The sequence below is a fragment of the Nitrosospira multiformis genome (assembly GCF_900111585.1).
GTDB lineage: Bacteria > Pseudomonadota > Gammaproteobacteria > Burkholderiales > Nitrosomonadaceae > Nitrosospira > Nitrosospira multiformis_B.
On sequence record NZ_FOHI01000001.1, the window covers coordinates 84,337 to 111,087 of the forward strand.

Consider the following 26,751-nt stretch of genomic DNA (forward strand, 5'->3'; position numbering starts at 1 on the left):
CCGCTACTTGCAGTTGGAGCATTGTTTCGCAGTTCCGTGCTTACAGCATCCCGCTGCAAAGTCTGTCGCTGGCAGGAGACATATAACATCGCGTGATATCAACGGCATATTTTCGCCGGGAAGCCAGTTGTCGGCAAATGGCGACAGAATTGCCTCCTTTCCTGCTCCAAACAACTGTTTTGCAAAGACTATTTTAGCTGGCATAATCCCTGCTTGATTTCTTACGGATGGGGACTTCGTATTGAAAGTGAGATTCTCGTGAGAAAAACCATTTGCTTTTCATATTAATTTATCTGGTTGTAAACCTATTGTAGTCAGCCGCGTTAGTTCAACCTTAACTTATTTCTTGTGAGAATCTCACTTTATGCTGGCTTACGCAGATACCAAACCTGACTACATAGCGGTAAATCGAGATATCAAGTTTATTGAAATACGTCACCTCAACGGACCCAATATCTGGAGTGTTCGTCCCGTACTTGAAGCCATTGTCGATATCGGGGAACTTGAAGACTTTCCCTCCGACACAATTCCCGGTTTCTATGAATGCCTGTCTTCCTGGCTTCCTTCGCTCATCGAGCACCGCTGCAGCTATGGGGAGCGGGGCGGATTTCTGCGCCGTTTAAAGGAAGGTACCTGGACCGGTCATATTCTCGAGCACGTTACGCTTGAACTGCAAAATCTGGCAGGAATGCCCGGCGGCTTCGGCCGCGCGCGCGAAACATCCCTGCGCGGTGTCTACAAGGTGGCCGTGAGCGCCTGGCAGGAGGATGTCGCGCGCAATGCTCTCGCAGCGGCAAGGGAATTGCTGCTTGCGGCAATGGATTATTCGCCGGGGGATGAACCTTATGATGTGAGAGGCGCTGTTGCGCGTCTGCGCGGCATGGTCGATTCGCTGTGGCTCGGACCATCCACTGCCTGCATTGTTGACGCTGCCGCCAGCCGCAACATTCCGGCAATTCGCCTTCTTGCCAAAGGCAATCTGGTACAGTTGGGTTATGGCATCCGAAGCCAGCGCATCTGGACAGCCGAAACGGACCGCACTCCCGCGATTGCAGAAAGCATCTCGCGCGATAAGGATCTGACCAAGGCGTTGCTGCAATCGTGCGGTGTCGCTATCCCTGAAGGACGCATCGTTCACAGCGCTGAGGATGCATGGGAAGCGGCACAGGAAATCGGTCTGCCGGTGGTGATCAAACCGTGTGATGGAAATCATGGACGTGGCGTTTTTATCGAGTTGAGCAAGCGTGAAGAAATCGAGTCCGCTTATAGGGTAGCTCTGGAAGAGGGTAGCGGTGTCCTGGTCGAGGGTTATATTCCCGGTACGGAACACCGCCTGCTGGTGGTCGGGGGCCGTCTGGTCGCCGCAAGCCGGGGTGATTCCGTTTCGGTTACTGGGGATGGAATTTCCACTATAAACGAACTGATCCAGCAGCAGATCAACTCTGATCTCCGGCGGGGAGAAAGTGAAGAGCATCCGCTGAATCCGGTCAGTGTGGATGGGGTAACGATAATGGAACTCCAGCGGCAAGGTTTCACCACGGATTCAATACCGCTTGCGGGACAGGAAGTCATCATTCAGCGTAACGGTAACCATGCTTTCGATGTTACCGACGAGGTGCACCCCAGTACGGCGGCAGCAGCCTCGCTGGCGGCGCGTGTTGTCGGGCTAGATATTGCGGGCGTCGATCTTGTCGCGACGGATATTGCGCGACCGCTTGCAGAACAGGGTGGCGCCATTGTCGAAGTCAATGCCGGACCCGGTTTGCTGATGCACATTAAGCCCGCTATTGGTACCCCACGGCCGGTCGGTGAAGCGATCGTCGAGCACCTTTTCCCGAGCCACGAGGACGGCCGCATTCCGATTGTAGGTATTACCGGCAGTTATGGTACAACCAACCTGGCTCATCTCATTGCCCAACTGCTCGCGCTATCCGGAAAGCAGACGGGTCTGGCATGCAGCGATGGCTTCTATCTTGACCGCAGACAAGTGAAAAAAGGTGACCAAGCCAACTGGAAGGCAGCGCGCAACATCCTCATGAACCGGTCAATCGAGGCGGCGGTTTTTGAAAACGGCAGTGACAGCATGCTGCGCGAGGGATTGGCCTACGATGGCTGTCATATCGGCATCGTTACCAATGTGGAGTTGACCCGTCATTATGGAAAATATCTCGAAACCCCTAAACAGATCTTCGACTTGTTGCGTACCCAAGTGGATGTAGTCGTGCCCGCAGGGGCGGCAGTGCTCAATGCCAGGGAGCCGATGCTGGTGGAAATGGCTGCGCTGTGCAATGGGGAGATTATTTACTTCAGCCTGGATTCCGATCTACCGGTAATAAAAGAGCATTGTTTACACGGTACCGCTGGTATAAACGGCGTTCAAGGCAAACGGGCGGTAACAGTTCGAGACGGAGAAATTTTCCTTGTTAACGGATCCAGTGAACTGCCACTGAGTAAATTGAACGATGTTCCGGTTACATGTAACGGGCAGGCGGCTTTGGAGGTGGAAAATATACTTGCGGCAGTAGCCGCCGCATGGTCACTCGGCATCGACCCGACCGTCATACGGTCGGGAATTGAAAGCTTCCATGCGTTTAGCAAGGTGTAAAAACATATCACTAAGGCGCATGAATAAGAAACGCTAGGAGAACTGTCGATGCAAGTATCATGTCTCCGCGCTCTGCGCGGGCCCAATTTGTGGAGCCGTCAGACAGCCATAGAGGCAGTCGTTTCCTGCGACACTCCTGAATCCCTGCCGGATGGCATGCTGGGTTTTCTGGATCGCCTGTACGCACGATTCCCGCAAATCGATTTGCTTCGAGCCGCATCTTGCCCTGAAGCGGAAATGCTTGCACACGCGCTTGAGCGCACTGCACTCGGACTGGAAATACAGGTGGGTTGTCCGGTGGCTTTCAGCAAGATCGCCCCGACGCTTGAAGCCGGCGTCTACCGGGTTGTCGTGGAATACAGCGAAGAGGCGGTTGGCAGGCTCGCCTTTGATCTTGCACAAGCCCTATGCAGCGCGGCTATAGAAGATACTCCTTTCAATCTGGCCGATGCCCTGCAGCGTCTGCGTGAGCTCTTCGAGGACATACGCCTGGGGCCGAGCACCGGTTCAGTAGTGCGGGCAGCGATTGCCCGCGGCATTCCCTTCCACCGGCTGACTGATGGCAGCATGGTGCAATTCGGCTGGGGTAGCAGGCAGCGCCGTATTCAGGCTGCAGAAACCTGTCTCACCAGCCTCGTAGCCGAGTCGGTTGCGCAGGACAAAGAGCTTACCCGATTCTTGCTGGATGCGGCCGGCGTACCAGTCACACCCGGAAGGCCGGTCACAAGTGCGGAGGACGCATGGGTGGCGACTTGTGAAATTGGCAGCCCTGTCGTCGTCAAGCCGCAGGACGGCAATCAGGGAAGGGGAGTCCGCGTGAACCTCGTGAGCCGTGAACAGGTGGAAGCAGCGTACGCCGTTGCAGTTGAAGTCACCGGAAAAGTAATGGTTGAGCGCTACATTCCCGGCCACGACTATCGCATGCTGGTAGTCGGCAACAAGTTGGTTGCCGCCGCGCGACGTGAGCCACCCCAGGTTGCAGGGGATGGGATTCACACGGTTGAAGAATTGGTGGAGCAGATCAACCGTGACCCGCGACGCGGTGAGGGACATGCCAACGCGCTTACAAAAATCCATTTTGATGAAATCGCTCTTGCGCACCTTGCAACTCAGGGCTTGACGTCTGACTCCGTACCGCCCGCGGGCACGCGAGTAGTTCTCAGAAATAATGCGAATCTCTCGACCGGGGGAACGGCGACAGATGTTACCGACGAAGTTCATTCGGAGTTTGCGGCACGGATGGTCGAAGCTGCGCAGATGATTGGCTTGGATATCTGTGGAGTAGATGTTGTCTGCCAAAGCGTATCCAGACCTTTGGAGGGACAAGGCGCTATTATCGAAATCAATGCAGCGCCGGGTTTGCGCATGCATTTGCAGCCTTCCTTTGGCAAAGGGCGTGTGGTGGGAGAGGCGATCATTGCGAACATGTTCAAGAAGGGTGATGATGCCCGCATCCCGGTAGTGGCGGTAACAGGCACCAACGGCAAAACGACTACCGTCAGGCTGATTGGCAATATTCTTGATTGCCAGGGTCTGCGCGTCGGCATGACAAGCACGGACGGCGTCTATATTGAGGGGCAGCGTATCGACACCGGCGATTGCAGCGGTCCCAAGAGTGCAAGAAAAGTGCTTCTTCATCCGGATGTGGACGCGGCAGTGCTTGAAACTGCCAGAGGGGGTCTGCTGCGCGAAGGATTGGCTTTCGATCGTTGCGATGTCGCAGTGGTTACCAACATCGGGGTCGGTGATCACCTCGGTCTTTCCTACATCAATACCGTGGAAGACCTGACCGCCGTCAAGCGCATCATTGTGCAGAATGTGAAGCCCGGTACAGGTGTGGCGGTGCTGAACGCGGCCGATCCGTTTGTCGCAGGCATGGCCGCTCATTGCCCTGGCAAGGTCACTTTTTTTGCGCGTGATCCGGATAATCCCGTGATCGCGAAGCATCACGCCCAACGTAAACGTGTCGTTTATGTCGATGGCGATGCAATCGTCGCTGCGGAAGGCAATTTCGAATATCGCCTTCCATTTGCAGGCATTCCCGTGACACAGAATGGCGCGATCGCATTCCAGATTGAAAACGCCATGGCCGCCATAGCTGCGGGCTGGGCGCTGGGTCTTGACTGGCAGATCATTCGTGGCGGGCTCGCGAATTTTGTCAGCGACATGCAAACTGCCCCTGGCCGTTTCAATTTCTTCACTCATCGGGGCGCTACACTTATTGCTGACTACGGCCATAACGTCGATGCGATTCGCGCGCTTGTAAATGCGATCGACAAAATTCCGGCGAAACGTCGCTCCGTGGTTATCAGCGGTGCTGGCGATCGACGCGATGAGGATATTCGGCGTCAGACGGAAATATTGGGCGATGCTTTTGATGAAGTGGTGCTTTATCAGGATCAGTGCCAGCGGGGACGTGCGAATGGGGAAGTACTGAGCCTGCTGCGGCAGGGGCTGGAAAAGGCGAAACGCACCCGGAACATCAAGGAAATCTACGGGGAGTTCGGAGCTATTGATGCCGCGTTTGACAATCTGAAAGAGGGAGAATTGTGCCTTATTCTCATCGATCAGGTGGATGAAGCGCTCGGATACATCACCAAGCGGGTGGTAGCTGGCTGATAGAGGCGTTCTGGATTCCCCGGGGGTCGCGGAACACCTCTTGACCCGAGCGTTTCAAGGGTTTCTTACCCCGGTTTTACGCAACGTTGAGTCCTTCTTGTGTGACTACAGCTCAGGACAGGCTTGCCCAAGGTCGAACGGGCGCAGCCTTGTCGAAGAATTGAGACTGAATTAGAGGCCTCGCCATTTCCCCTCCAACGTTTCCCGAAATCCGCATTCTTCCCAGGAGAGCCAGGGAGGATGCCCAGCTTAAATTCTCGGCAGGTTGCAATCCGCAAAAGTTAACCTAAACTGAAATCACATCAGTAGAGGTGCTGGACTTGTCAGCGCCAAGTTTTCGTTGCTCACCCATCCGAGGAGAAATGTCATGGCAGGAGATAGTGTTTACAAAATAACGGAGATAATCGGAACCAGCACGACTTCCTGGGAAGACGCCGCCAAGAACGCCGTGGAAACAGCATCAAAGACATTGAGAGACTTACGCGTCGCGGAAATAGTGAAGCTGGATCTGGTGGTTGAAGACGGCAAGGTGGTTGCTTATCGTGCGAGAGTAAATCTGTCTTTCAAATACCAGCCCGGCAAATAGCCGGCTTCCGGTACTCATGAGGTATAAGGAGTTCCTAGGGAGTCCATGGAGGTTATGGTGGACGCCAGGGTGCGTAGTGATCTCGGTTAAATCAGCCTGCGAGGAATAATCGGGACAACAGCCGAGGCAAAATAAAAAAGAGTAAAAAAGACAAACAAAGAAGGCGTGGAAATTCGCGCCTTCTTTGTTTTCTACCTGAGAATCGAGTTTAAGTTTATATCGCTGCTGCTGCCTCTTCCTCAAACTGAAGCTTTACCTTGTTATCGGAATCGATATCCACAGTCACTCTGCCGCCATTGGCCAGACGTCCGAACAGTAATTCATCCGCCAAGGCGCTGCGTATGGTGTCTTGAATGAGACGCGCCATCGGCCGTGCGCCCATGAGAGGATCCGCACCATTACTGGCAAGATACTCTCTCAGTGCATCGGTGAATATCGCATCCACTTTCTTCTCCTGCAACTGTGCTTCAAGCTGCATCAGGAATTTATCCACTACGCGCAGAATCACTTCTCTGTCTAGCGGCGCAAAGGAAATGATCGCATCCAGCCGATTGCGGAACTCAGGGGTAAACATCCGCTTGATATCGGCCATCTCGTCACCTGCCTGCGCGGCCTTGGTGAAGCCCATGGTAGCCTTGCTCAAGGCTTCCGCTCCAGCATTGGTCGTCATGATGATGACGACATTACGGAAATCCGCCTTGCGGCCGTTATTGTCCGTTAATGTGCCGTGATCCATCACCTGCAGCAGGATATTGAAAATATCGGGATGCGCCTTTTCAATTTCGTCCAGCAGCAGCACGGAATAGGGTTGCTTGATGATAGCCTCGGTGAGCAAGCCACCCTGATCAAACCCGACATACCCCGGCGGCGCGCCGATCAGACGCGAAACAGCGTGCCGTTCCATATATTCGGACATGTCGAAACGGTGCAAGTGAATCCCAAGTGCATAGGCCAGCTGTCGCGCAACCTCGGTTTTGCCAACTCCGGTCGGGCCGGAAAAAAGGAAAGACCCCACCGGCTTTTGTGGATTGCCGAGACCGCTTCTCGCCATCTTGATCGAGGCTGTCAGCGCGTTGATGGCCTTGTCCTGTCCGAATACAATTGCTTTCAGGTCACGGTCAAGCGTCTTCAAGGTGTTGCGGTCATCACTGGAAACATTCTGCGCCGGAATGCGTGCAATCTTGGCAATAATGGCCTCTATCTCATGCCTGCTGATTACCTTGCGTTGCTTCGATTTGGGTAAAACACGCTGTGCTGCACCGGCTTCGTCGATCACATCGATCGCCTTGTCAGGCAAGTGCCGGTCGTTGATAAAGCGTGCCGATAACTCCGCGGCGGTCGTAAGCGCGGTAGCGGTATATTTGACACCATGATGCGCCTCATAACGCGCTTTCAAGCCACGCAGTATGGAAACCGTTTCATCCACGCTCGGTTCGAGCACATCAATCTTCTGGAAGCGCCGCGAAAGCGCATGATCCTTTTCGAAGATTCCGCGATATTCGCTGTAGGTGGTGGCGCCAATACATTTCAGCTGTCCGGTATTCAGTATTGGTTTCAATAGATTGGAGGCGTCCAGCGTGCCTCCGGAAGCCGCACCGGCCCCGATCAGGGTGTGAATTTCGTCGATGAACAGTATGGCATTCGAGCTTTCAAGCAACTGTTTGAGCACTGCCTTCAGGCGTTGCTCGAAATCACCCCGGTATTTGGTACCTGCCAGCAATGCGCCCATATCGAGAGCATAGACTTGATGATGTGCAAGGATCTCGGGAACGTCGTTCTCGATGATTCGCCGCGCCAGACCTTCAGCGATAGCTGTTTTGCCTACCCCTGCTTCCCCCACCAATAACGGATTGTTCTTGCGTCGGCGGCACAGTGTCTGTATCAGGCGCTCCAGTTCACGCTCGCGTCCGATCAACGGATCGATCTTGCCTGCCAGCGCCTGGGCGTTGAGGTTGACCGCATAACTTTCCAGCGCGCCCCCCGCATTCATTTCCTGCTCGGTATCACCTTCGCTTTCGGTTTTGGCGTTTGTTCCCTGCGGAACTTTGCTGATGCCGTGAGAAATATAGTTCACGACATCGAGTCGGGTTACCCCCTTTTGATGAAGAAAATAAACTGCGTGGGAATCCTTTTCGCCAAATATCGCTACCAGTACGTTTGCGCCCGTAACCTCTTTTTTCCCCGAGGACTGCACATGCAGAATCGCGCGCTGGATAACGCGCTGAAAACCAAGAGTAGGCTGCGTATCTACCTCTCCACTCCCTCCCACAGTCGGCGTGTTTTCGGTGACATGCTCAGTCAGCAGCCGGCGTAGATCGTCCATATCAACCGAGCAGGCGCGCAATACCTCTGCGGCAGTCGGATTATCGAGCAGGGCGAGTAACAAATGCTCGACCGTAATGAACTCGTGGCGCTTCTGACGCGATTCCACGAATGCCATATGCAGACTTACCTCTAATTCTTGAGCAATCATTTCAGTTCTCCTCCATCACGCACTGTAGCGGATGCTGATGCTGCCTTGCAAATGCAACCACTTGCTCGACTTTTGTGGAAGCCACATCATTGGGATAAACTCCACATACTCCAGCTCCGTCCATATGGACTTTGAGCATTATTTGTGTCGCCTGTTCTCGGTTCATGGAAAAAAAAGTCTGTAATACAGTCACCACGAAATCCATGGGCGTGAAGTCATCATTCAGTAAAATAACCTTGAACATTGGCGGCGGCTTGAGTTTACTCTTTTTAGCCTCAAGTACAACCTCACCATGATTTCTTGCAGCCATGATCCTGTATTCTTGCCTTCAATTAAAACGGAAATATAACAACTTCCAATCTTTATATTTGATGATTGCGCTGAAATATTCAAGTACCTTTTAGAAAATTTTCTGCTGCATTTCTACCAAATAACGGGACCGACTACTTGACTTGAACAATGGATTTGCGTAAAACAGCTCTTGGCGTTTGGCTTCAAGTTCTCTGCAGCACCGGTTACAGCCGTTTTGCGGTCTTGAAACTCAAACAGTGTTCGGGTTTCCGGCCCGGTTTTATTTATAGGAAGCAATAATGGCAACTGGTACAGTAAAATGGTTTAATGATTCAAAGGGTTTTGGCTTCATTACACCCGATGATGGAAGCGAGGATTTATTCGCGCACTTCTCCGCAATCAATATGTCCGGATTCAAAACTCTCAAAGAAGGTCAAAAAGTAACGTTTGAGGTTACCCAAGGTCCGAAGGGCAAGCAAGCATCAAATATTCAGTCTGCTTAAAGATTTCATGCCGGGGCGTGCGAGCGCACTGAGCAGCATGTGATCCATCACAGAATTATACAAAGCCCCTTGCTGTAAATCAGCAAGGGGCTTTTTCTTGTCGAGGATAAGCAGCAAGCTCAGCAATGCGCTTGACGCTTGCTTACCCTTCCGCCCCCAAGGCGGCAGATTTTCAATGCGCCATGTTTTCACGGGCCATGTTTTCAACGGGCCATGTTTTCGATCAGGGCCTGCCCGAATGCTGAACAGGAGACTTTTTGCGCGCCGGCCATCAGGCGGGCGAAGTCATAAGTTACGGTTTTATCCTGAATGGTTTTTTCCATCGACCGCGTGATGAGATCAGCGGCTTCCGGCCAGCCCATATGCCTCAGCATCATCTCCGCGGACAGAATGATGGAGCCTGGATTAACCTGATCCTTGCCGGCATACTTGGGGGCGGTTCCATGGGTCGCCTCGAAAATGGCTATCGAGTCGCTCATGTTTGCGCCGGGGGCGATCCCGATGCCGCCCACCTGCGCGGCCAAAGCATCGGAAACATAATCACCGTTCAGATTCAACGTGGCGATGACATCGTATTCCTCCGGCCGCAGCAGAATCTGCTGAAGAAAAGCGTCGGCGATCACATCTTTGATCACTATACCGCCTTTATCCTCGGGCAGCTTCATCCATGGTCCGCCGTCGAGCAGGCTTGCCCCAAACTCTTTTGCTGCAAGCTGATAGCCCCAGTTCTTGAACGCACCCTCGGTAAATTTCATGATGTTGCCTTTGTGCACCAGTGTTACCGAGCGCCGTCCGTTATCTATCGCATATTGAATTGCCTTGCGTACCAGCCTCTCGGTACCTTCGCGGGATACCGGCTTTATGCCGATCCCTGCAGTTTGGGGAAAGCGTATCTTGGTGACGCCCATGTCGTTCATTAGAAAATCGATAACTTTTTTCGCGCCTTCCGACCCGGCTTCCCATTCAATACCGGCATAGATGTCCTCCGAGTTCTCGCGAAAAATGACCATGTCGGTTTTTTCCGGGTTTTTCAAAGGGCTAGGTACTCCCTGAAAATAGCGAACAGGGCGAAGGCATACATACAAATCCAGTTCCTGACGCAAAGCGACATTGATGGAGCGGATTCCGCCTCCCACCGGTGTGGTCAACGGACCCTTGATCGAAACCACGTACTCTTTCGCCGCTTGCAGGGTTTCCTCGGGTAGCCAGACATTTTCGCCGTAAATACGCGTCGATTTCTCTCCGGCGTAGATTTCCATCCAGGAAACCCTGCGTTTGCCTTCATAAGCTTTTTCTACAGCGGAATCCACCACCTTCCTCATTACCGGCGTAATGTCCACCCCGATTCCGTCGCCTTCTATATAGGGTATGACCGGATTGTCCGGCACATTCAGGGAATAATCCGCATTTACGCTGATTTTTGAGCCTTCCGCTGGTATGCTGATGTGCTGATACATGCTATCTCCATTTGTTGAGCTGGGCTTGGTTCCATAATCCGGAACAAGCCGGAACCGGATCGGCAAAATTCGTATATTTTAACCGCCTTTCAGATAGAAGCGCTTGCTTTTGCCCGCAGGTTTTCCCGATATATCCTGAAAGCGTTACAGACGGCAGCAGCGGGACGGCTTCCCTTATAATAGGAGGATGATATTTCGCGCCCGTATCCGGTTGTATCCACGTTCCGCTATTTGATAATTAAAACGGTTGAAATAACGAAATCATGATCTGGAAACCCAACGTGACAGTGGCAGCAGTGGTGGAGAAAGACGGGCAATATCTTCTGGTGGAAGAGCAAACAAGTAACGGCTTGTTGTTTAATCAGCCGGCGGGTCATCTGGAGCCCGGCGAGTCAATCATCCATGGCGCGATACGAGAAACTCTGGAAGAGACGGGCTACATGTTTGTCCCCCAATCCGTACTCGGCATTTACCACTGGCATTCCCCGGCGGAAGATACGACATTTATACGCTTTGCTTTTTCCGGCTCAGTGAGCGACCACGATCCCGGCCGTGACCTGGATGCAGGCATCGTACGCGCTGACTGGTTTGACATCGATGAAATCCGCAGCATGATCTATTGCCACCGTAGCCCGCTCGTTATGAAATGCATCGAAGACCATCTGGCGGGGAAGGGGTGCCCGCTCGACATCCTTACTCATCTGGCTTGAAATGAGCAAAGCACGGGTAGTTGTCGGAATGTCCGGCGGCGTGGATTCCTCTGTCGCCGCTTTGTTGTTGAAACAGCAGGGGTATGAAGTAATCGGCCTCTTCATGAAGAACTGGGAAGATGACGATACGGATGAATACTGCTCCTCCCGACAGGATTTGATAGATGCGGCATCAGTGGCGGATGTTATTGGAATTCCCCTTGAAGCGGTGAATTTCTCCACTGAATATAAGGAGCGGGTATTCAGCCATTTTCTTGCCGAATACAAGGCAGGCCGGACACCCAATCCGGACGTGCTATGCAACGCAGAGATAAAGTTCAAGGCGTTTCTGGATCATGCGGCGGGGCTGGGTGCGGACTATATTGCGACAGGCCATTATGCCCAGGTGCGCAATACGCATGGTGTATTCCAGTTGCTCAAGGGTGAAGATGGAACGAAGGACCAGAGCTATTTTCTCTACCGGCTCAACCAGGCGCAGTTGTCCAGGACACTGTTTCCCATCGGGCATCTTTATAAGCGTGATGTGCGAAGAATCGCGAAAGACTACGGGTTGCCTAATTTCTCCAAGAAGGACAGCACCGGCATCTGTTTTATTGGCGAACGGCCTTTTCGGGAATTTCTCAACCGCTATTTGCCGAACGACCCAGGCGAAATCCGGACACCTTCCGGGGACGTCATGGGCAGGCATGCTGGTCTTATGTATTACACCATCGGGCAACGGCAGGGATTGGGCATAGGCGGAACAAGGGGGGGCGACGGCGAACCCTGGTTTGTTTCGGAAAAGGACGTGAAGCGGAACATCCTGACGGTAGTACAGGGCCACGATCATCCCGACCTGCTCAGACCCGCGCTTACCGCAACCGACCTGACATGGGTGAGCGGCAAGATGCCTCGCTGCAACTGGGTGTACGCGGCCAAAATCCGTTATCGCCAATCGGACGCTCCCTGCTCGATTACTTACCTTGATCGCGATAAATGCGAAATCGAGTTCGCCCAACCGCAGTGGGCCGTGGCCCCCGGGCAGTCAGTGGTGGTGTACGAAAGCAAGGTGTGCCTGGGGGGAGGGGTAATTACCGCTACGCAGGATGATTGAGAGGGAAAGCAGATAAAACGGCCAATGTACGAACATACCATATATGCTAACTTTCTGGAATCTGCCCTGCACAGAGGCGGGATATAGACGGAGCAGAGGTGGTATGGATCGCGGCTTTCCGTTTCCACCCTTCAGACTACCACCTATACCTATATAGCTGTGGAATCTGCGGCGCAAAACAAGTGTTAGCAAGCCCTATATCCACTTTCCGTGGTATGGGCCATCATGGCAATACCGCTGTCAATCCTGTGGCGCGGTTTCCATGAACGCAGGCCGTTTTTCCAGACGATCGGAAAGCTCTGCAAGGTTGGGAAAATTCTCCCGCCACTTGATCTCCGGAAACCGGAAGGCAAGATAGCCCAGCGCACAGCCCAGTGCGATGTCAGCCAGTGAATAGGCATTTCCATCACACCATTTTCTGTCCCCAAGTTCCCTTGCCGCCGCTTCCAGGCCTCCCTCAACCTTTTTCTGCTGGCGGGAAATCCACTGTCCGCTTTGCTGCGTCTTGCTGCGCTTGCGCTCCAGGAAAATGGCGGCGGCGGCGTCACAGATACCGTCCGCCAGCGCTTCCCAGCGTTTTACCGCGATGCGCCGCCGATTGCCGTCCGGAATCAGACGCGATACGGGATTGACACTGTCGAGATACTCGACGATCACGCGTGAATCGAACACGCTCGTCCCGTCATCCATGATCAGCACCGGCACCTTGCCGAGCGGATTGTAGTCAGGTACCTGGCTATCATCGTTCCAGGGGACATCCAGTTCGAAGGTATAACCAACGTGCTTTTCGGCGAGGACAATACGTGCCTTGCGTACGTAGGGGCTGGTAAGTGATCCAATAAGCTTCATGGCGAATCTTGAAGAGAGTGGTCAGCGCGCATTATATCGGCTTTCCGCACTGCATGGCATAACGGGCCCGAGGCCTACCTGTGTTAAAATTTCGCCGGAAACCAAGCTATGAATTCATCCTTTCTCACCGCACTCTCTCCTCTTGATGGCCGCTATCACGGCAAAGTCGATGCACTGAGGCCCTATTTCAGCGAACTCGCGCTGATCCGCTACCGCGTCCGGCTTGAGATCGAATGGCTCAAGGCATTGAGCCGGGCTTCCGCCATTGCTGAAGCACTGCCGTTATCCGCAGATACGCTTGCACAGCTCGATGCTCTGATAACGGATTTTTCCGAAAGGGATGGCGAAGCGGTCAAACTCATCGAGGCGCGCACCAATCATGACGTGAAAGCCGTGGAATACTGGCTTCGCAACCAGTTAACGGAAAATGCCGAGATTGGCAGAATCGAACAATTCATTCATTTTGCCTGCACTTCAGAGGACATCAACAATCTTTCCCATGGATTGATGCTGATGCACAGCCGCGACGACATCATGTTGCCGGCGCTGGATAACATCATTGGCAGGCTCGTCCGGCTTGCGCGCGAACTGGCCGAAGTGCCCATGCTTGCGCGCACGCACGGGCAGGCTGCCACGCCGACGACGGTGGGGAAGGAGTTCGCCAACTTTGCTTATCGTTTGCACCGGGGACGCCGGCACTTAGCGCAGGTGGCTATTCTCGGAAAAATCAATGGCGCCGTGGGAAATTACAACGCCCATCTGGCGGCCTACCCCGACTTCGCATGGGAGAAATTCGCGCAGGATTTTGTGGAAAAGCTCGGCCTGGAATTCAATCCTTATACCACCCAGATAGAACCGCACGACACCATAGCTGAACTGTTCGACGCCTATGCCAGGATCAACACGATCCTGCTGGATTTCAACCGTGATATGTGGGGATACATCTCGCTAGCCTACTTCAAGCAAAAAACCCGAAAAGATGAAGTCGGTTCCTCAACCATGCCGCACAAGGTCAATCCGATAGATTTTGAAAATTCCGAAGGCAATCTCGGGATTGCCAACACGCTCCTGCGGCACTTGAGCGAGAAACTGCCGATATCGCGCTGGCAGCGCGACCTTACCGACTCCACTGCGCTGCGTAATATGGGTGTGGCATTAGGGCACACTTTACTGGCATATGACTCCTGCAGCAGGGGTCTGGACAAACTGGAAATCAACCCAGGCCGTCTGGAGGAGGATTTGAGAAATGCCTGGGAAGTGCTGGCCGAGCCCATCCAGACAGTGATGCGTCGCTACGGCATGCCAGATTCATATGAGCGGCTGAAAGAACTGACCCGTGGCAGAGGCGGCATCACTCAGGGCGCGCTCCATCAGTTTATTGACAGTCTTGCCCTTCCTGATGCAGAAAAAAAACGATTGCGTGAAATGAGACCCGAAACATACCTGGGGAATGCTGCTGCATTAGCGAGAAAAATCAGTACGGAACTCTGATTCTCGCGTCCTTTCCTTTTCTATCAAGCTGTCCCCTGCACACATCATAGAGCCTGAAAATTTTGGGCTTGAAATTCGAGAAACCATCCCGATATGTTTAGGGATAGAAAATCAGGAGAAAGCCATGACAGAAGAAAACCGACCTCAACCAGACCAGCCCGAGCTGACCGTAACAAGCGAAAGCAGTGTACAGGAAACCGGGGAAAACAAGGCCAAGACGCCTGAGCAGGAGGGCGAAGCCATGCCCAGCCTGGAGCAGTTACTGAAAAAAGCCGAACTCGATGCAGCGGAACATTATGATGCATGGCTTCGCGCCAAGGCTGAGGGCGAGAACATAAGAAAGCGCGCCCAGATGGACGTCACCAACGCGCACAAATACGCTATTGAAAATTTTTCCACTGAACTGCTCTCGGTCATGGACAGCCTGGAAGCTGCATTGGCGGTGGAGAATGCAACAGTCGAAAATTTCAAAAGCGGCATGGAATTGACGCTCAAGCAGCTTACTGCGACTTTCGCCAAGTTCAATATCAAGCAGCTCAGTCCCCAAGGTGAAAAATTCGATCCGCATTTGCACCAGGCCATGTGCATGGTGGAGTCCGAGCTTCCGCACAACACCGTAGTGCAGGTTATGCAGAAAGGGTATGTGCTGAATGATCGTGTTATCCGGCCGGCGCTGGTTTCGGTTTCGAAGGGAAAAGAGTCTTGAAATCACGATCTTTATCCCCATTTCAGCGGTAACAAGCGAATTATTCAACGGATATCAAGAATTAACCAATACAAGGATCAATTATGGGAAAAATTATCGGAATCGACCTGGGAACCACTAACTCATGTGTTGCCGTCATGGAAAGCGGCAAGCCCAAGGTGATAGAAAACTCCGAGGGGGCGCGCACCACGCCTTCCATCGTCGCCTATACGGAAGATGGCGAGATTCTGGTGGGGGCGTCTGCCAAACGTCAGGCGGTTACCAATCCGAAAAATACCTTGTTCGCCGTGAAACGCCTGATCGGTCGGCGCTTTAACGAGGAGATGGTGCAAAAGGACATCAAAATGGTGCCTTACACCATCATCAAAGCCGACAACAACGATGCATGGATTGAGGTGCGCGGCAAGAAAGTCGCGCCGCCCGAGGTGTCGGCGCAAGTGCTCATGAAGATGAAAAAAACGGCGGAGGATTATCTGGGTGAACCCGTGACTGAAGCCGTCATTACCGTTCCGGCTTATTTCAACGATTCCCAGCGGCAGGCCACAAAAGACGCAGGCCGCATCGCGGGACTCGAAGTCAAGCGTATCATCAACGAGCCGACCGCGGCCGCGCTTGCTTTCGGAATGGATAAAAAGGAAGGAGATCGCAAGCTTGCCGTGTACGATCTGGGCGGCGGAACATTCGATATTTCCATTATCGAAATTGCAGAAGTCGAAGGCGAGCATCAGTTTGAAGTGCTGGCGACCAATGGCGACACCTTCCTGGGCGGGGAGGATTTCGACGCCCGCATCATCGAGTATCTGGTGGATGAGTTCAAAAAGGAAAACGGTATCGATCTCAAGAAGGATATGCTTGCTTTGCAGCGGTTAAAGGACTCCGCGGAAAAAGCCAAGATCGAACTCTCTTCCAGCCAGCAAACCGAGGTCAATCTGCCGTACATCACGGCGGATGCCAGCGGCCCGAAGCATCTCGCGGTAAGAATCACCCGCGCCAAGCTGGAAAGCCTGGTGGAAGATTTGATCACGCGCACGGTGGAGCCTTGCCGTATCGCCATCAAGGATGCGGGTATAAAGGTTTCCGATATCGACGACGTCATCCTGGTGGGGGGTCAGACCCGCATGCCCAAGGTACAGGAAAAGGTCAAGGAAATTTTCGCCAAAGAGCCCCGCAAGGATGTGAACCCTGACGAGGCGGTGGCCGTGGGCGCAGCGATCCAGGGCGGCGTGCTGCAGGGCGCGGTGAAGGATGTGCTGCTGCTGGATGTGACCCCGTTGTCGCTGGGTATCGAAACGTTGGGCGGCGTGATGACCAAGCTGATCCAGAAGAACACGACTATTCCGACAAAGGCGCAACAGGTATTTTCCACCGCGGATGACAATCAGACTGCCGTAACCATTCACGTGCTGCAAGGCGAACGCGAGATGGCATCCGGCAACAAGAGCCTGGGCCAATTCAACCTGGCCGATATCCCGCCGGCTCCGCGCGGCATGCCGCAAATCGAGGTGACATTCGATATCGACTCGAATGGCATACTGCATGTGTCGGCCAAGGACAAGGCGACAGGCAAGGAAAGCAAGATCAAGATTCAGGCGAGTTCCGGTCTGTCGGAAGAGGAAGTGCAGCGCATGGTCAAGGATGCCGAAGCCCATGCCGAGGAAGACCATAAGGCGATGGAACTGGTCACGGCGCGCAACCAGTGTGATGCGATGATCCACTCTGTGCAGAAAACCATGAAGGAGCATGGGGATAAACTGGCCGATGAGGAAAAATCCCAGATAGAGGCGGCACTGAAAGAGGCGGAAGATGCGTTGAAGTCCGGCGACAAGGAAACCATCGAAGCCAAAACCCAGGCATTGGCCGAGGCTTCGCATAAATTGGCGGAAAAGATGTATTCACAGGGGCAGGGCCCGCAGGCCGGGCCCGGTGAGGAACCTTCCGGCCAGAGCGGCGGGACCGAAAAACCTGTCGAAGGAGAAGTTGTCGATGCGGAGTTCGAGGAAGTAAAAAACAAGAAGTAAATCCGCGAAGCAGCCAAAAAAGCATCAAGGCATTCTAAGCGCAGCGGTGCGGGAAAGGGGCGTCATTCCTTTCCGCATCCTGCGTTTTGGCGTGCCGGAGAGGAAGCTGGGTTAAGCTGGTCCGCTACTTTCCGTACTGCCAAATTTTCAAGAAGACTATATGAGCAAACGCGACTACTACGAAGTGCTGGGCATTAATCGCGACAGCAGCGAGGATGAAATAAAAAAGGCATATCGCAGGCTGGCGATGAAATATCATCCGGATCGCAATCCGGATAGCCCGAAAGCAGAGGAACACTTCAAGGAAGCAAAAGAGGCCTACGAGGTACTTTCGGACCCCCGGAAGCGGGCAGCGTACGACCAGCATGGCCATGCCGGAGTGGATGCCAGCATGGGCGGCGGTGGAGCCCAGGGGTTTGCTGACGCATTCGGCGATATATTCGGTGATCTTTTCGGGGGTCGTAGCGGGCAAGCCAACGTCTACCGGGGAGCGGATCTGCGCTATAACCTGGAAGTTTCACTGGAACAGGCGGCGCGCGGAACCGAAACGAAGATTCGCATTCCTACCATGGATGCCTGCGGCACCTGCCATGGCAGCGGCGCAAAACCTGGCACCTCGCCCACCACCTGTCCTACCTGCAATGGCCACGGACAGGTGAGGATGCAACAGGGATTCTTCTCGATTCAGCAGACGTGTCCCAAGTGTCATGGCAGCGGCAAATTCATTTCCAGTCCATGCAATACCTGTGGCGGTTCCGGTCGCGTCAAACATCATAAGACGTTATCCGTAAAAATTCCGGCGGGTGTGGATGAAGGTGATCGCATCCGTTTATCGGGAGAAGGCGAAGCGGGTGTCAACGGCGGTCCTCCGGGGGACTTGTATGTTGTCATTCACCTGACGCCTCATTCAGTCTTTCAGCGCGATCACAACGACCTGCACTGTGAAATGCCCATCAGTTTCACGACCGCAGCGCTGGGAGGCGAGATCGAGATTCCCACGCTGGAAGGGCATGCAAAAATCCGGATACCGGCGGAAACACAAAGCGGAAAAATCTTCCGACTGCGTGGCAAAGGTATCAAGGGTGTGCGCAGCAATAACCCGGGCGACCTGTTGTGTCATGTCGTGGTGGAGACGCCAGTCAAGCTTACTCCTCGGCAGAAAGAGCTGTTGCAGGAGCTGGAAGCGATCAACCAGGAAGACGGCTCTCGTCATAGCCCGCGCGCAAAATCCTGGATGGACAAGGTCCGGGAGTTTTTTGCGGAGTGAGTGCATATATTCGAAGTCATATAAACCACAGAGTCAGTGTGGCTTCCCACATTGACTGATATCCTTTCCCCTTTGCTGCAGTAGAGAGCGTTCCTGTCCGGTTTCGCAAATCGGGCAGTTCTCATAAAATCAGTTGCATTTGCGGGAACACCGGAGTGATGAATTCTGCACCGGATTCATCATCAAGGTTTTTTCCAAAAGATTCTGCCCTTACAAAGCAGCTGTCTTTTGCCCATGCAGTTCTCCGGATTGCCACTCATTTTATTCCGGACAGTAGTACACATCCTCGTCGCTTCATACAAGCTCATACCCAGCAATTAGCGGCCTCTTCCCCTTCTTATTCCCCGATTTGAATCCAGTCCGGCGGTGCTAACCTTTCGGAACGCAGTTGTATCGATGTCGCTTCCTTGTGGCGAGGGACTCGGGCACTGCGCTTTCATAATCCAAGAAAAAGAAGCCTGCTGGAAATACCTCATTCTGTCAGTAGTCGGTATCAAACCGGAAGAAGCTATTTTTGGCATCCCGATTCCCTGATGGAAATTTCTTCCAGTACGTTGGATTTATTCATTCAAAGCCTATAAGGGGAATCTCAAATGACTTTAATCAAGAAGAATTCTCGCCTGTTTTTACAGGCGAGTTTGTGCATGCTGACGCTCTCTGTGAGCGCAATTCATGCTGCAGATAATCCCTCCTTCTTAAAAGAGAGCACTTCACCAAGCGTCGCTGTTTCAACGCCAAACGCCGGCAAGATGCGCACGAGAGTCGACAGCCTGCGTGCAAAAGATGACAAGATACTCGCCGATGATGACGATTATGCGGATAAGGGGCGTGGAAGAGGGGATCGCGAGCCGTTGCCGTTCGACCAGTATCCCAACGTCTATAACGGTTATGTTCAGCCTATCGCAACCGCAATCGACTACCACAACGGGATGGTCTATCTCTTCAATTATGAAAACGACGGGCTGATCATCCTGGATCCCACCACACTTCCCGGTTGGCCCGGAAATGTTCCCCTGCAGCATACGGTAGTGATGCCCGAAGGAAACAGGATTTATCTCACTTCCGACAATACGCCGGATCACCCTTCCTATATCATCGCCCTGGGTGTGAACGAAATCAATTGGGATACCCGCTACGCTTCTCTGAGGGTGGATGCCGTGCTGGCGACTGATTCACCCAATAATCCCTCGGAATTACCATTTGTCACGCCGGTCAATCCCGTACAGGCCGTTCCCAATTGGCTCATAGGCAGGGGAACGCAAATTCACGGCCCAACCCTGTTGCCGTACTCCGATTTTCTCTACTTTACGGAATTTACATCGGACAGGATACGTGTCATCAACCACAAAACGAATCAGTTCCTGAGTTTTGATCCGATCGTCATACCCGGCTACACTGAGCAAACCCATGGGGTTAACTTCAATAAATCGGGCACCATTGGTCTTGGGACAGGCTACTTTTTCGATAACAGCGTAATCGATGTATACAAGCCGAACAGGGAAACGGGTGAACTGCAGACGGTAGGCCAGATCATGCTGGGCAACGAAAAGAGGCATGCAGCTTTTACCCATTTCGTATACTGGCTGGACGAGCGGTATGCGGTCACCGCATCGATGCAATTCGACAAAACTTCCCTGACACCCTCCAGCACTCAGCAGATCATTCCCCCAGGCGTGTGGCTGATCGACACTCACTTGGGAACGGCAAAGGAAATAGTCAAGACTGCGCATCACGCCAATAGTCCGGGTGTATTCCGCTCCGCATCGGATATCGCCGTGGTGAATGGCAAGCTTTACATCGCAGAAGAGGATACGCTTGATTTTACATTCGGCAATGATGGCTACATCTCGATATTCGATTTGACCGACCGCGAAAAGCCGAAGTTCATCAAGAGACTGCGGCCCGGTTTCGAACTTCCGAAAGGATACGCCGTCGCTCATACGATCAGTCCGACATCGGATCACCGTTATTTACTGGTGGCAAGCTGGGTTTCCGGATATGTCCTGAAGATTGATACTGAAACCGACACGGTAGCCAAGGTATGGGGTCCGCGTGACGGTCTTGTCAAGCCGCATGGCATATTTGCCGCTGGCGGTCTGCGCTGATCCCGGCAATCCCGCCTTTCCTTTATACCTTCGTATTCCGGCCCATCTTCTCCTCCGGGATTCTTCCCGGAGATTGAACAGGATGGGTCGCTTCCGGAAGCCAAGCAGAAGAATTCATTGACTTGACTATGAAATACATCAGCAAAATCCGCTCGGGGATATACCGGAAATACTTCAGCGCTATGCTAGCAATCTTGCTTCTGGCGGCGAGTGCCGGAAGTGAGGCGGCTACAGTTCTCCTGCGCCGCCCGATACCCTTGCTTCCCGAGGCTGCCGCCCGGTTGAATCAGGTACATGCGGGCAAGGATCCCCGGATGTGGCAATTGGTCGTTTTCGGGTTTGCCCACTGCAAGGATGTTTGTCCGGCGTCGCTTGCCAATCTATCCATGCTGGTCAAAGCTGGCACTGCCGAGCGGATCAGGCTTAGTGGAATCTTTGTAACAATAGATCCGGACCGGGACACCGATGCAACTCTGTCACAGTACATCAAGGCCTTCGGAACCGATCTTGGCTATTTGCGGCTCGAGGGTGAGGAACTGGAGCGGTTCAAGGCTGCTTTCAGTGTGGAAACCGCCTTCTATACGAAAAATGCCGGGAACATGCTGAATTATCAGGTAGATCATAGCACTACTGCGTTTCTGATCGATCCTGCAGGAAATATCAGAGTGATATTCGATGCATTGACGGACTCTACCGATATAGAAGATTTATTTCGCAGAAACAGGACGTTGTTTGAATCATGATTCGCCCTGGTACGTTGCTCCCACTGCTGATGGTCTTCTCTCTCACTGTATCTGCCATGCAGATCGATGCCGATCCCCGTACTATCGTATCTTTCATGGACAAGGCGCTGTCTCCGGAGCTCGATATTCTATCTGTGACTACCGATATTTCTCTGGATGATCACCTGGTATTTCAAGTTAAGACCAGGGGAGAAAGAGAGCGGGGGGAAGCTGCCGATCACTTGCTGCTGCGCATACTGCACGGGAAAGTGTACGTTCTCCTCGTTCCGATAAATAAGGGAGATGGCGATAAGGTTCTGATGTATGAAAGCATGCTTCAGCCTGATTATCCTCTGTTGCCGCAAGTGTTGGAGCAGTCCCATGAAAATGACATGTCCCGCCATTTGAAGGTAGAACGTCTCGCCAGGGGAGTGGAACTTACACTCCCTCTCGAGTGGATCGACTTCGGTAAAGAGTTCAGTTTCGATGCCTACACTGTAAGTGCGTACGTACGGGGAAATACTCTGGAAATAAGCAGAGTCCATGATCAGGCAGGAAAAGGCCGCGATGGAAGCAACAAGTTCTCTGCCATTACCCTGCTCAATAAACTTTGTACGCCCCAGCGGCTGCGATCACGCGCAGATTAAGAGGGGCAGGCCAAGTTTTTTGAGCTAAAAGTTTTGGGCAGGTGCGAACTCACCTGATCTGTCTGCCGCCACATCCCGAGTTCCATCTGTTTCAATATCGCTACGGTCTGTTCTATCGAAAAAACTGATTCTTTTTCACGGCAAATGAGAGTGTCTTTCGAGGTCAAGCTTGCTGGAAAACTCGGTCGATCACGTTTTCACAGCTCGGCCGTATTCCCGATTAAACCCTGCGTTCGATGAAGAGCGAATTTCCCCGCATTTTTTTTGCTTCCGATTTTGCGGAAGTAGCGGCTTCCGCAACCTGATAACTTGTAAGGGTGGCCGCAGCATCGATCTGTACCGCTCCCAAGGACATGCTGACCAGCTCGGTAAAGGATTGGCCACCTTGACGATTCTCGGACATATATCCGCCCAGAGCCAGATGCTCATCACTATAAAATCGCCTGGTCGCGGATGTGAATGAGTGCAGCATTCGTCGACAGCGGGTTTCCCAATCGCTGCTCTTGAATACAATGATGAAATCGTCACCTCCGACATGGCCGATAAAATCAATATCCTGATCGGTATGACTTTTCAATACATCGACAGTCACCTGGATTATCTCATCTCCCCTGCGGTATCCGTACAAGTCATTAAATGCTTTGAAGTGATCCAGATCACAATAGCAAATAACGAAATCGTCTCGAGTTGAAAGCAGGAAATCGATATGCTCATTGATCGGGACGTTGCCTGGCAATTGAGTCAGAGGATTGGCATAGCGTGCGGCGATTATTCGTATCTGCGTCAGTTCACAAAATAAATCATGGCCTGTTCCGACACCGATATACTTACCCCCATCGGTGACGATGAATCCGTTAGACAAATGCTGTGGATCGGATTCCACCATCAAGTGACTCAGGGCCTGTACACTGGTTTGATGCTCGACTATCAACGGCAGGGAGTCGATAAAATGCACGCAACACTTTTTTCCATATAATTCTCTCTGATATGGTCGTGCGAAACGGTCAATCATCCGGAATCGATTGATAAGCCCAATAGGAACGCCAGCTTCAAGAACCGGGATAATCTGTAAATCAGGCTGCCTCAAGAACAGGTCATACACATCGTTTGTAGACGTTGCGCTCGTCACAGGAGTCACCTCATGCGTTATCTTGCGCACAGTCTGTGCATGCCTTTGGCAAGGGTTACTCCGTAAATATTGCTTGCTGGGTGCTTTGCGAAACAAGGCAAGTATTTGAGATGAAAGTTCTTGTGACGGTGAGGCCGTGGGACGCGCCAGGAAATAACCTTGGCCATAATGGATTCCCAAGTCCCTTACCACTGTCAATTCCGCTTCCGTTTCAATGCCCTCAGCAATCACAATCGAATTGGATTCCTGGGAAATTTCGAGAATAGAGCGAATAAATTGTAGCTTGACCGGATCAAGATCGATCCCTTGAATGAAATGCCTGTCGATTTTTACGTATTCCGGACGCAGCTCCGACCACAGCCGGAGGCTCGAAAAACCTTCTCCCAGGTCATCAATCGCAATTTTTAGTCCATGGCCCCGGTAAAGTGCCGCGGCATTTCGAAGGCGCGTGTAGTCACGGGCAGCGTCGGCTTCGGTCAGTTCGATGACAAGGTTCTCAGGATCCACACCGATACTTTTCATCACCTGCAAAATGGCATTCACCTCTACTTGGGATATCATGAAGACATCCGGGCTCATATTAAGGAACAATTTTCCTTTGAGCCCCTGTGCGACAAACTGTTTCAAAAGTATTTTGCTGCTGGCTCCTTCAAGCTGAATCGTAAGACCGTGCATTTTAGCCAGCCGGAAAAGCGCGATGGGAGAATGCAGCGGCGAATTGGAAGGGCCGCGAATCAATCCCTCGTAACCTACAAATTTTCCCGATTGAAGATTCACTATCGGTTGATAGCGCGGCGTCAATAATTCTTCCTGAAGAATCTCGCTGAGGGTTATCAGCATGCGCTGCTCTTCTAAATCTTTACAGTCAAGACGCTGAATGATCGAACTGAGAATACTGGTTGTCTTATCCCACTGTTTTTGCATTTTGAGGTCCATCCTACTGTTGACGTATTACAGATTACTTCCTGCAAGTCCAGCTAATAATCATTTATCACACCCGATATCGCCTTAGGAAAAACTGGAGTTCCAACCTAAAGCTATCTGTGCATACAACCCCCTGATCCGAGTCGGAACTGATTCCTGTTGTTTCCTGCCTATAATCTACAAGCGAACGGGGGAACTGATTCTGCTTCATTAACGGCAGATTCCAAGGAAAACTCACTCCGCGCCGGTTGTAAGTCTTTTCGCTTTCGTAATTGACAGGGGTCAGCCTGCATGAACTTAGGCAAGCTTTCTGAATAAAATATTGGTTGACTTGCCGTGGGCGGGCTAGCTGGCTAAAAGATGACGGAAATGGGCTGAGCTTCATCCGCAACAGGTTCGATCTTAGAGAAAATAATATCGATATGTTTTTTACATAAGAGAAAATTAACTTGTAGCACATTTACATATCAAGTGTACGACATCGTTTTGCTGTCATAAACCTGTCATCCCGCTATGGGATATTAATCGTGGTTCTATCTTTCTCCTTTGATAGACACCCTTGAAGTCTTTCCGGCAATAGGAACGACAACCCGGCTCAATTGGTTAACTTGGGCCGGGTTTCTTTTTGCCTGGCTTTATCACTATGCATAATAAAAATTATTATTATCAGAAACCTGCATGAATATCCCTCACTTCTTCATGTATTAACTCAAATACGTTTGTCATACCCAGTAATACCTGCTTGAGAATAATCGGATGTGAGATCGGGTTTTCAAACCGGAAAACTGCAATCAGCTAATATGCCAAAAACATGAAAAGGCTTGTTTGGCATAGTCCTGGGCATTATTGCTCCGATAGGATCAAGATTTTTGTCAATAGAATGCAATGTTGTTATGCAAAAATCTTTTGGAATAAAAAATAAATATTACAAAAGCATAATAAAAGGAGGATATATTCTAATATAATCAATTAATTATATGAGAAAGGAACGAGTCATGATGAGTGACAAGAGGAAAGTCCGTGTAATAATAGAAGGGGGTATGACAAACTCATGTTTTATGGCACGGACTGCTCTGAACAGGAAGAGCAATCAATTGCCTGGAGTGTCGATACTGATGGTACTGGTGCTAAGTTTTCTGTTCTTGCTGCCCGAGGCATTCGCGATGAATGGTCATATTGCGGATAGCCCCAAGTGGGTTATCGATGACACCAAATGGTTCACCCTCGGCATCGGTTTCAGAGGTTCGGGCGTATGGGTCGAAAACAGGGATACTGGCAATTTCCAGACCAGTTTCAGCATTGACAATGCCCGTGTCTATCTCAACGGGCAGATCCACAAGTATGTCAAATTCGAAAGCTACACCGAATGTATTTTCTGCAATAACACCAGCCCCGGGGATAACCCCAGGATGTCCTACAACATTCTCGCCGCAATCGGAAAGGTCGAGATTAACCGCTTTGTTAATTTCTGGGGTGGGCGCATGCTGGTGCCCACGGAACGGGGCGAATTGAGTGCCCCTTTTTATCATGCGACACACGATGCCATCAAAACGCCGTTCTTCCCCCAGGGATTCAGTACTAAATTCGGCAGCCTCGGCGCAGGCCGGTATGGACATGATGACGGGGGGACTTTTTGGGGCAGTGTCGAGCCCGGCTTCATCAAAGGCACCTTGGGCTACGCGCTCGGCGTGTACAGGGGCTTGCAGTCATCCACGCCAGCGCGCATGGGACCCAATCAGGGTGATAGTGTCGCATGGGCCGGGCGTCTTACCTACAATTTCCTGAACCCCGAGCCGAATCCGGGCTATTACACCCGCAATACCTACTTCGGCAAGGCTGGTGACATTCTGGCGCTAGCAGCCGGTACTTCATATCAAAAGGATGGTGCCGGATCGTTTGCACATCCCAGTGATTTCCTGGGTCTTGTCGGCGATGTCCTGTTTGAAAAGGTCCTGCCAAAAAATATGGGTGTAGTTACCGTCAACGGTGATTACAAGCAATTCTATGCCAATTACTCGCCGCTGGCCTTTGCCGATCCGGACTGCTTCTGCATATTCGATGGGAAATCATGGGGTGTCACCGGACTCTACCTGATTCCCGTCAAGGTAGGGATCGGGCAATTTCAGCCTTATGGGAGATTTACCAGCGTTCAGCCTGATAACAGCAGCAAACGGGAAGAAATCGAGGCTGGGGTGAATTATGTCATCAGTGGCTTCAACGCCCGTATTTCGGCGTACTACCAGCACGGTGATCTTCGCACCAAAGGCATCAACTATGCGCCGGATGTAACAGGTGACAAGGTCGATGTTTTTAAACTGGCATTCCAGCTGCAAATCTGAATTTAATTTCTCCGTCATGCATATCCCCAATTGGCTGAATAAGCACTATGGCTGCAGTCATGGCTTTGTCATGCAAGTTGCGTAGATTACGTCACGGCGTATTGGATGATTGATAAAAAAGAAGATTTGAGCCTCTGGTCTTGTTCTTCGTCTGGTTTGGCTACAAACGAAGTTTCCATTTCGCCTATTCAAGACGACTGAACCGGGAGCAGCTTTT

20 protein-coding genes are annotated in these 26,751 nt (G+C 52.0%); 14 read left to right on the top strand and 6 right to left on the bottom strand.

Annotated features, from left to right (window positions below):
* Positions 1-364 precede the first annotated feature (364 nt).
* The 3 genes from BMW46_RS00370 (at position 365) to BMW46_RS00380 (ending at position 5,810) form a co-directional block, all read left to right on the top strand.
* Positions 365-2,605 (top strand): cyanophycin synthetase, encoded by a 2,241-nt coding sequence (locus tag BMW46_RS00370; protein WP_074703724.1) that lies wholly within the window; start codon positions 365-367, stop codon positions 2,603-2,605.
* Between the two features lie 48 nt (positions 2,606-2,653).
* The gene (cphA, locus tag BMW46_RS00375; protein ID WP_074703725.1) at positions 2,654-5,224 is read left to right on the top strand and encodes a cyanophycin synthetase; all 2,571 of its coding nucleotides are present in this window, start codon (positions 2,654-2,656) and stop codon (positions 5,222-5,224) included.
* A 367-nt stretch (positions 5,225-5,591) separates the two neighbouring features.
* A complete protein-coding gene (locus tag BMW46_RS00380) occupies positions 5,592-5,810 on the top strand; it encodes a dodecin family protein (RefSeq protein WP_074703726.1) in 219 nt (72 codons plus the stop codon).
* A gap of 214 nt (positions 5,811-6,024) precedes the next feature.
* On the opposite strand, the gene clpA is transcribed toward BMW46_RS00380, so the two are convergent.
* Both clpA and clpS read right to left on the bottom strand, forming a co-directional pair.
* The gene (gene clpA, locus BMW46_RS00385) at positions 6,025-8,283 is read right to left on the bottom strand and encodes an ATP-dependent Clp protease ATP-binding subunit ClpA (RefSeq protein ID WP_074703727.1); all 2,259 of its coding nucleotides are present in this window, start codon (positions 8,281-8,283) and stop codon (positions 6,025-6,027) included.
* A 1-nt stretch (position 8,284) separates the two neighbouring features.
* On the bottom strand, positions 8,285-8,593 hold the full coding sequence (clpS, locus tag BMW46_RS00390; protein ID WP_011381545.1) for an ATP-dependent Clp protease adapter ClpS: 309 nt from the start codon (positions 8,591-8,593) through the stop codon (positions 8,285-8,287).
* Positions 8,594-8,873: 280 nt separating this feature from the next.
* On the opposite strand from clpS, the gene BMW46_RS00395 reads away from it, so the two are divergent.
* Positions 8,874-9,077, top strand: coding sequence for a cold-shock protein (locus BMW46_RS00395; RefSeq protein WP_011381544.1), 204 nt, complete (start codon positions 8,874-8,876; stop codon positions 9,075-9,077).
* Here BMW46_RS00395 and BMW46_RS00400 read toward each other — a convergent pair.
* Complete coding sequence (locus BMW46_RS00400; RefSeq protein WP_143049051.1) at positions 9,057-9,269, bottom strand: hypothetical protein; 213 nt, start codon at positions 9,267-9,269, stop codon at positions 9,057-9,059. The genes BMW46_RS00395 and BMW46_RS00400 overlap by 21 nt on opposite strands.
* 11 nt (positions 9,270-9,280) lie before the next feature.
* Positions 9,281-10,534, bottom strand: a complete 1,254-nt coding sequence (icd, locus tag BMW46_RS00405) for an NADP-dependent isocitrate dehydrogenase (RefSeq protein WP_074703729.1) — start codon at positions 10,532-10,534, stop codon at positions 9,281-9,283.
* 263 nt (positions 10,535-10,797) lie between these two features.
* Here icd and BMW46_RS00410 point away from each other — a divergent pair, with 263 nt between their 5' ends.
* Together BMW46_RS00410 and mnmA are read left to right on the top strand one after the other, a co-directional pair.
* The gene (locus tag BMW46_RS00410) at positions 10,798-11,244 is read left to right on the top strand and encodes an NUDIX hydrolase (RefSeq protein WP_074703730.1); all 447 of its coding nucleotides are present in this window, start codon (positions 10,798-10,800) and stop codon (positions 11,242-11,244) included.
* Between the two features lies 1 nt (position 11,245).
* Positions 11,246-12,337, top strand: a complete 1,092-nt coding sequence (mnmA, locus tag BMW46_RS00415) for a tRNA 2-thiouridine(34) synthase MnmA (protein WP_074703731.1) — start codon at positions 11,246-11,248, stop codon at positions 12,335-12,337.
* Positions 12,338-12,577: 240 nt separating this feature from the next.
* Here the strand turns inward: mnmA and BMW46_RS00420 are convergent, their stop codons facing one another.
* The gene (locus BMW46_RS00420; RefSeq protein ID WP_011381540.1) at positions 12,578-13,186 is read right to left on the bottom strand and encodes a glutathione S-transferase; all 609 of its coding nucleotides are present in this window, start codon (positions 13,184-13,186) and stop codon (positions 12,578-12,580) included.
* Positions 13,187-13,294: 108 nt separating this feature from the next.
* On the opposite strand from BMW46_RS00420, the gene purB reads away from it, so the two are divergent.
* The 7 genes from purB to BMW46_RS00455 all read left to right on the top strand — a co-directional run bounded on the left by purB (position 13,295) and on the right by BMW46_RS00455 (position 22,142).
* Complete coding sequence (purB, locus tag BMW46_RS00425) at positions 13,295-14,677, top strand: adenylosuccinate lyase (protein WP_074703732.1); 1,383 nt, start codon at positions 13,295-13,297, stop codon at positions 14,675-14,677.
* A 124-nt stretch (positions 14,678-14,801) separates the two neighbouring features.
* Entirely contained in the window at positions 14,802-15,383 is a 582-nt protein-coding gene (gene grpE / locus BMW46_RS00430; RefSeq protein ID WP_074703733.1) for a nucleotide exchange factor GrpE, read from the top strand.
* 83 nt (positions 15,384-15,466) lie between these two features.
* Positions 15,467-17,401, top strand: a complete 1,935-nt coding sequence (gene dnaK, locus BMW46_RS00435) for a molecular chaperone DnaK (RefSeq protein ID WP_074703734.1) — start codon at positions 15,467-15,469, stop codon at positions 17,399-17,401.
* Positions 17,402-17,561: 160 nt separating this feature from the next.
* On the top strand, positions 17,562-18,668 hold the full coding sequence (dnaJ, locus tag BMW46_RS00440) for a molecular chaperone DnaJ (RefSeq protein WP_074703735.1): 1,107 nt from the start codon (positions 17,562-17,564) through the stop codon (positions 18,666-18,668).
* Positions 18,669-19,261: 593 nt separating this feature from the next.
* Complete coding sequence (locus BMW46_RS00445; protein WP_143049052.1) at positions 19,262-20,773, top strand: YncE family protein; 1,512 nt, start codon at positions 19,262-19,264, stop codon at positions 20,771-20,773.
* Between the two features lie 182 nt (positions 20,774-20,955).
* A complete protein-coding gene (locus BMW46_RS00450) occupies positions 20,956-21,516 on the top strand; it encodes an SCO family protein (protein ID WP_074704433.1) in 561 nt (186 codons plus the stop codon).
* Positions 21,513-22,142 carry a hypothetical protein gene (locus BMW46_RS00455; protein ID WP_074703736.1) on the top strand — a complete coding sequence of 210 codons (630 nt, stop codon included), beginning with the start codon at positions 21,513-21,515 and terminating at the stop codon, positions 22,140-22,142. Before BMW46_RS00450 ends, BMW46_RS00455 begins: the two co-directional genes overlap by 4 nt.
* A 220-nt stretch (positions 22,143-22,362) precedes the next feature.
* Here the strand turns inward: BMW46_RS00455 and BMW46_RS00460 are convergent, their stop codons facing one another.
* A complete protein-coding gene (locus BMW46_RS00460; protein WP_218141730.1) occupies positions 22,363-24,195 on the bottom strand; it encodes a GGDEF domain-containing protein in 1,833 nt (610 codons plus the stop codon).
* Between the two features lie 1,040 nt (positions 24,196-25,235).
* On the opposite strand from BMW46_RS00460, the gene BMW46_RS00465 reads away from it, so the two are divergent.
* Positions 25,236-26,534, top strand: coding sequence for a hypothetical protein (locus tag BMW46_RS00465; protein ID WP_256376893.1), 1,299 nt, complete (start codon positions 25,236-25,238; stop codon positions 26,532-26,534).
* The last annotated feature ends 217 nt before the right edge of the window (positions 26,535-26,751 follow it).